General features: G+C 59.2%; 5 protein-coding genes and 1 pseudogene. 1 reads left to right on the plus strand and 5 read right to left on the minus strand.

What is annotated here, in order from left to right; all coding sequences use genetic code 11:
- Window positions 1-241: 241 nt before the first annotated feature.
- The 5 genes from QZY48_RS08495 to QZY48_RS08515 all read right to left on the minus strand — a co-directional run bounded on the left by QZY48_RS08495 (window position 242) and on the right by QZY48_RS08515 (window position 3862).
- Window positions 242-1966: an ABC-three component system protein gene (locus tag QZY48_RS08495; protein ID WP_295430111.1), complete on the minus strand. Its 1725-nt coding sequence runs from the start codon at window positions 1964-1966 to the stop codon at window positions 242-244.
- Window positions 1963-2214 (minus strand): ABC-three component system middle component 6, encoded by a 252-nt coding sequence (locus QZY48_RS08500; protein WP_295430113.1) that lies wholly within the window; start codon window positions 2212-2214, stop codon window positions 1963-1965. Before QZY48_RS08500 ends, QZY48_RS08495 begins: the two co-directional genes overlap by 4 nt.
- Window positions 2211-3113 (minus strand): ABC-three component system protein, encoded by a 903-nt coding sequence (locus QZY48_RS08505; RefSeq protein ID WP_295430115.1) that lies wholly within the window; start codon window positions 3111-3113, stop codon window positions 2211-2213. Before QZY48_RS08505 ends, QZY48_RS08500 begins: the two co-directional genes overlap by 4 nt.
- Before the next feature lie 75 nt (window positions 3114-3188).
- Window positions 3189-3602 carry a PIN domain-containing protein gene (locus QZY48_RS08510; RefSeq protein WP_295430117.1) on the minus strand — a complete coding sequence of 138 codons (414 nt, stop codon included), beginning with the start codon at window positions 3600-3602 and terminating at the stop codon, window positions 3189-3191.
- A complete protein-coding gene (locus QZY48_RS08515) occupies window positions 3602-3862 on the minus strand; it encodes an antitoxin family protein (RefSeq protein WP_295430119.1) in 261 nt (86 codons plus the stop codon). Before QZY48_RS08515 ends, QZY48_RS08510 begins: the two co-directional genes overlap by 1 nt.
- A 55-nt stretch (window positions 3863-3917) precedes the next feature.
- Here QZY48_RS08515 and QZY48_RS08520 point away from each other — a divergent pair.
- Window positions 3918-4261, plus strand: a pseudogene (locus QZY48_RS08520) (glutamate synthase-related protein); the annotation flags it as partial.

The raw sequence follows: 4261 nt of genomic DNA on the forward strand, positions 1-4261 counted from the left end.
CGACGTTGTTGTTTGAGTGCAGGTCGATTCCGCCGTAAAGTTTCATGGTCGACTCCTCCTGTCCGGTCTTCAGTTCGGGTTGATCCCTACCTAAACTGTAGGCCAACGGGCGGGGTCGGCTAGATGATCATCAGGTCTTGCAATCCAGCATTGTGACAACACAAGAAGCATGCCAAGGGCAAATACGCCGCGTCGCAAGATGCGTGGTCAGACGGGAATAGGGAACAGATCAAGCCGAGCTTTACTGAAATCGGAATCCGAACAGCCCGCCATCCTCCTTTGCGTCAGTAAGCACGACCGAGAGCGCGTGGTCATTGACGTTGAACCCTTCAGTGGTTTCCTTGAACGCGTCGTCCTCATTCATCGTCACGATGTATTGGAAGCCCAGTTCTTCCGCTGTCTCCGCTCCAACCTTGAGTGCGCTGACGATTTGCCGGCCATCTACGCCGTCGAAGAGGTGGCTGTCGTGTACCAGAAAGCCCGGTCCGGTGCCGCGCTCGGCGCACAAGCGCATCAGCATCATGTCGAAGCAAAAGATCTGCATGTTCTTGATGCCCTTGCTGCGCGAGCCTTGCATCGGAAACTCGAATTGGGGACCGTTGGAGGTTTCTTCGACATTCATGCTGCCCGCTGATTCGTAAAGGCGCTTGGAGGTTTCCTCAAAGGCGAGGATAGCCTCGGATAGGCGGTGCTTCTGTTCTGCGAAGTCGCGACGCAGGCGCAGCGTAAGCCGGCTGCGCTCGATGTCGAGTTCGTTCTTCGTGCCTTCAAGTTGCTCGGCGGCGGCGAAGCGCTGACGCAGTGATTCCACTTCGGCTTCTTTGCGGGCCGTTTCCGCTTGAAGCTTGGAAAACTGGTCAAGCGCGCCATGACTTTTGAGGAGGTTCATCAGTTCCGCACGTCGTTCGTCGATACGTTGCTTTTCCTTGTCCCTGCTGACAATTCGCAGCTTGGCGAATTCGAGTTCGTCGGCAAGATAGTCGCGGCGGTTGCGGATGACCGATTCGTGGAAGGAGCGCACATCGTCGTAGCGCTTGATAGCGAGCCCCGGCAATGAGACACCAGCCTCCGCGTAAATGCCCTCCAGTTCATCGATCGGGGGCGGGGCCTCTGAGCGCATCGCGGTTTCCAAGTCGCGAACCGTCCCGGCATCGATAACGCTAGCATTCGCAAGATCGTTGAACTGCGAGGTGAGTTGATCTGCCTCGGACTCGATCTCTGCGTATTGCGGGAGCACACGAAAACCGGCTAGGTGCCTCTGCATTTCCTTGAGACGGGCCTCGGCTACCGTAACCTGGGTACGGAGATCGGATGCTTTGCCGACGATGCTGCCAAAGGCACCGACGCCCGCTGCCTTCCTGACTTCGGCTAGCGTCTTCTCTCGCTCGCGGACCTTCTGCCATTCCCTGGCGATCGTCCAATCAAGACCAAGCAGGTAGAGCAGCGCCAATTGGTAGTCGCAGGCCTGTTGCATGGTGGCCTGTTTTTCCGGAGTAGTGAATGCCCCGCTGTGCTGGCGACGGACGAAATACGAGAACAAACTCCGAAAGGTTGGTATGCGCCCCTCGCGATCTGGAATCTCATGCAGGCCAAACATCTTTTCGCCGAGCAGTGCAGTCCATTCGGCGTTGGAAAGCCTGGCCTTACCGCTGAGAAAACCGGCCCCGTCCACTCTCAATTTTGATCTGTCCTTACCGGAACGCTCGGCGGTCACGGGTTCTCCACCGACATCCATGACGATACCGAAGGACTCATTGGCAAGGGCTGCGGAGCGGAAAAGGGAATCCGTTCCAGCATCCGCGCCGGTGAGGAAGTGGATGATTTCGATCAGACTGGTCTTGCCTGCGCGGTTACGGGTCTGCTTGTCCGTGGCGCCAGCCTCTTTTTGGGCAACGAGGACATTGAGGCCGCCATGAAATTCAAGTTCCTTGAAGCCCGGAAGGCTGCTGAAAACTCGACGGATCATGGCTTCTTGCGACTCAGCAGACCATCCTGAAGCTCGATCAGCCCCATGAGAAAGAGCAGGTCGAGGGTAAGGACGTATGCATCGTAACGTAGTGCGGGTTTCTTGCGGTCCTGCGCGGCGTTATCCGGACGCGAGATTTCTTCCCAGAGGGCAGATACCGTCTTGGGTTGCGTCAGTTGTGTGAGCAGCCGAGCCCCGACAGTGAGCAGGGCCCGATCTTGGGACAGGTGCTTTGTAGGTAGGATCATCGCCGAAAGTCCTTGGGTTCCTCAAAGATATCGCATCGTTCAAAATAGTAAGCAAGAACGGTCAACACTGCCATTTCATGCTCCGGAGTACCGCGCTGAACGCCACCGGCCCACGCTTGGAGTTCAGAGAAAATACGGTTCTGGTGCAGGGTAGAGCGCAGGCGAGCGTATTCTGCGCGGAAGGACACCGCCAAGCGCTCTCCCAACGTTTCGTCATGCCAAGCGTCGAAGAAATCGGAGACCAGTGGGGCCTTTGCCATGCCATTCTTGACGAGAATGCTCGTGCTTTCGGAGAGTGCGTTCGCCTCTATCTTCCCCGCCGGAACATCTTTTACGGTGACGGCGGAGGGGGCAGCCTTACCCGCCAGCGATTCGAGTACGATCTGTAGATCCTTGAAGCCTAGGTTCGTCTTGGTCTCGTCGGTAATTGCCGGGCCAAGCCATGTAGCGAGATCATCGGAAGATAGGCGGCGGAACACGAGGCGCAACTCCTCCAGCCCCCACGAGTCCAAGCTGATGCCTTCATTGTCGCACTGGAAGTCGAGGAGAAGCGCCTGAACGTGTGGGGGAAGTCCGTCCGTAGCATTGTGGACGAAGGACCATGTGTCAAAGTGTTTGCCCCAGTGAATCTTTGCGCCCTCGAAATCCTCCTTGATCTTCGCGATGGCTTTCGCCGCATCCATCTCATTTGGCGCATAAACCTGAAAGAGACGCCGTTCCGACTTGAGAAAGCCATCGTTCTTGCGGTCGCCGCTCCTTCCCCAAGGTCGGCAGGCCATGAAGTCCGCTTTGTATGCCAGGCTCATCAGACGCTCAAAGAACGTCTGGAACTCGTTTCCCTTCGCCCGGAGAAACGTGTTCTCAAACTTCTGGTCGTAATATGCATCTTGCAGGTTCATAGGTTACGCAGCTATCGGTCCTATGCTCAATGTATCCCAGAGGGCGAGAACTTAATACAAAAGCGGGGCCGGGCGTTAGTCACTCAGCAAACAGACAAAACCCTCTTGCGCAAAGTGGGCGTCGTCGGTCAGTACCTCGGTGAGTCCCTCCCGGCGCATCATCTCCATCGAGATGCAGTCGGTGAGGCTGTAGCCCTTGTCCGGGCGGGCGCGGTAGAGTCGCAGGCCGGTGAGGAAGCCGTCCCGGGTCTGGGGGAGGACGTGCAGGGTGCGGTCGGCGTGCATCCGCTCGACCATGCGCGCGGCGGCACGGCGCTGGAAGTCCCCGCGTTCGGCAAAGTAGTTGAGGAACTCGATCAGTACCTCATCGGTGGTGATGATCTGCGCCGGCTGGAGCATCTTGCTGAGGGCGATTGCGCGGGCGTGCGCCTGATCGCGCGGGTTGAGCACCGCGATCCAATAGAAGGTGTCGGCGAAGAGACGGCGCATCAGGGGTGCTTCGGGGCGCCGTAGAGATAGTGGTCGTGCTGGGACGCGCCATCGGTCGGGAGGGCCTGGAGTTGGTCCTCCGGGATGTCACGCATCAGTTGCGCGGCGTACTCCCAGATGGGCATGTCCGTGTCCGCCTCGGGCTGCGCCTCGTCGGTCGTTTCCACCAACAGGGAAACCTCCTGGTGCTCGGCGATCTCAACCGGCTCCAGCGGGCGGAAGACGCCATCCTCGTAGATCGCTTTCAGGTGTCGGGTCATGGGGAACCTCCGGGCGCACGGTGCGGTGCGGCTGATTATAGGCCCGATCCGGGTGCGGATCTCGGTCAAGCTGGTCTCGGAAATCGGCGTCGGCACCGTCGCCGCGGGCGTCTCCAAGGCCCATGCCGACCATGTGACCATCGCCGGCTATGACGGCGGCACCGGCGCGAGCCCGCTCACCTCCATCAAGCACGCCGGCTCCCCCTGGGAGATCGGCCTGGCCGAGACCCATCAGACCCTCGTGCTCAACAACCTGCGCGGGCGCATCGCGGTGCAGGTCGATGGCGGTCTGCGCACCGGGCGCGATGTCGTCATCGGCGCCCTGCTGGGGGCCGACGAATTCGGCTTCGCCACCGCGCCGCTGATCGTCTCGGGCTGCATCATGATGCGCAAGTGTCA

The organism is uncultured Thiodictyon sp. (genome assembly GCF_903828115.1).
In the GTDB taxonomy this organism is placed as follows: Bacteria; Pseudomonadota; Gammaproteobacteria; order Chromatiales; family Chromatiaceae; genus Thiodictyon.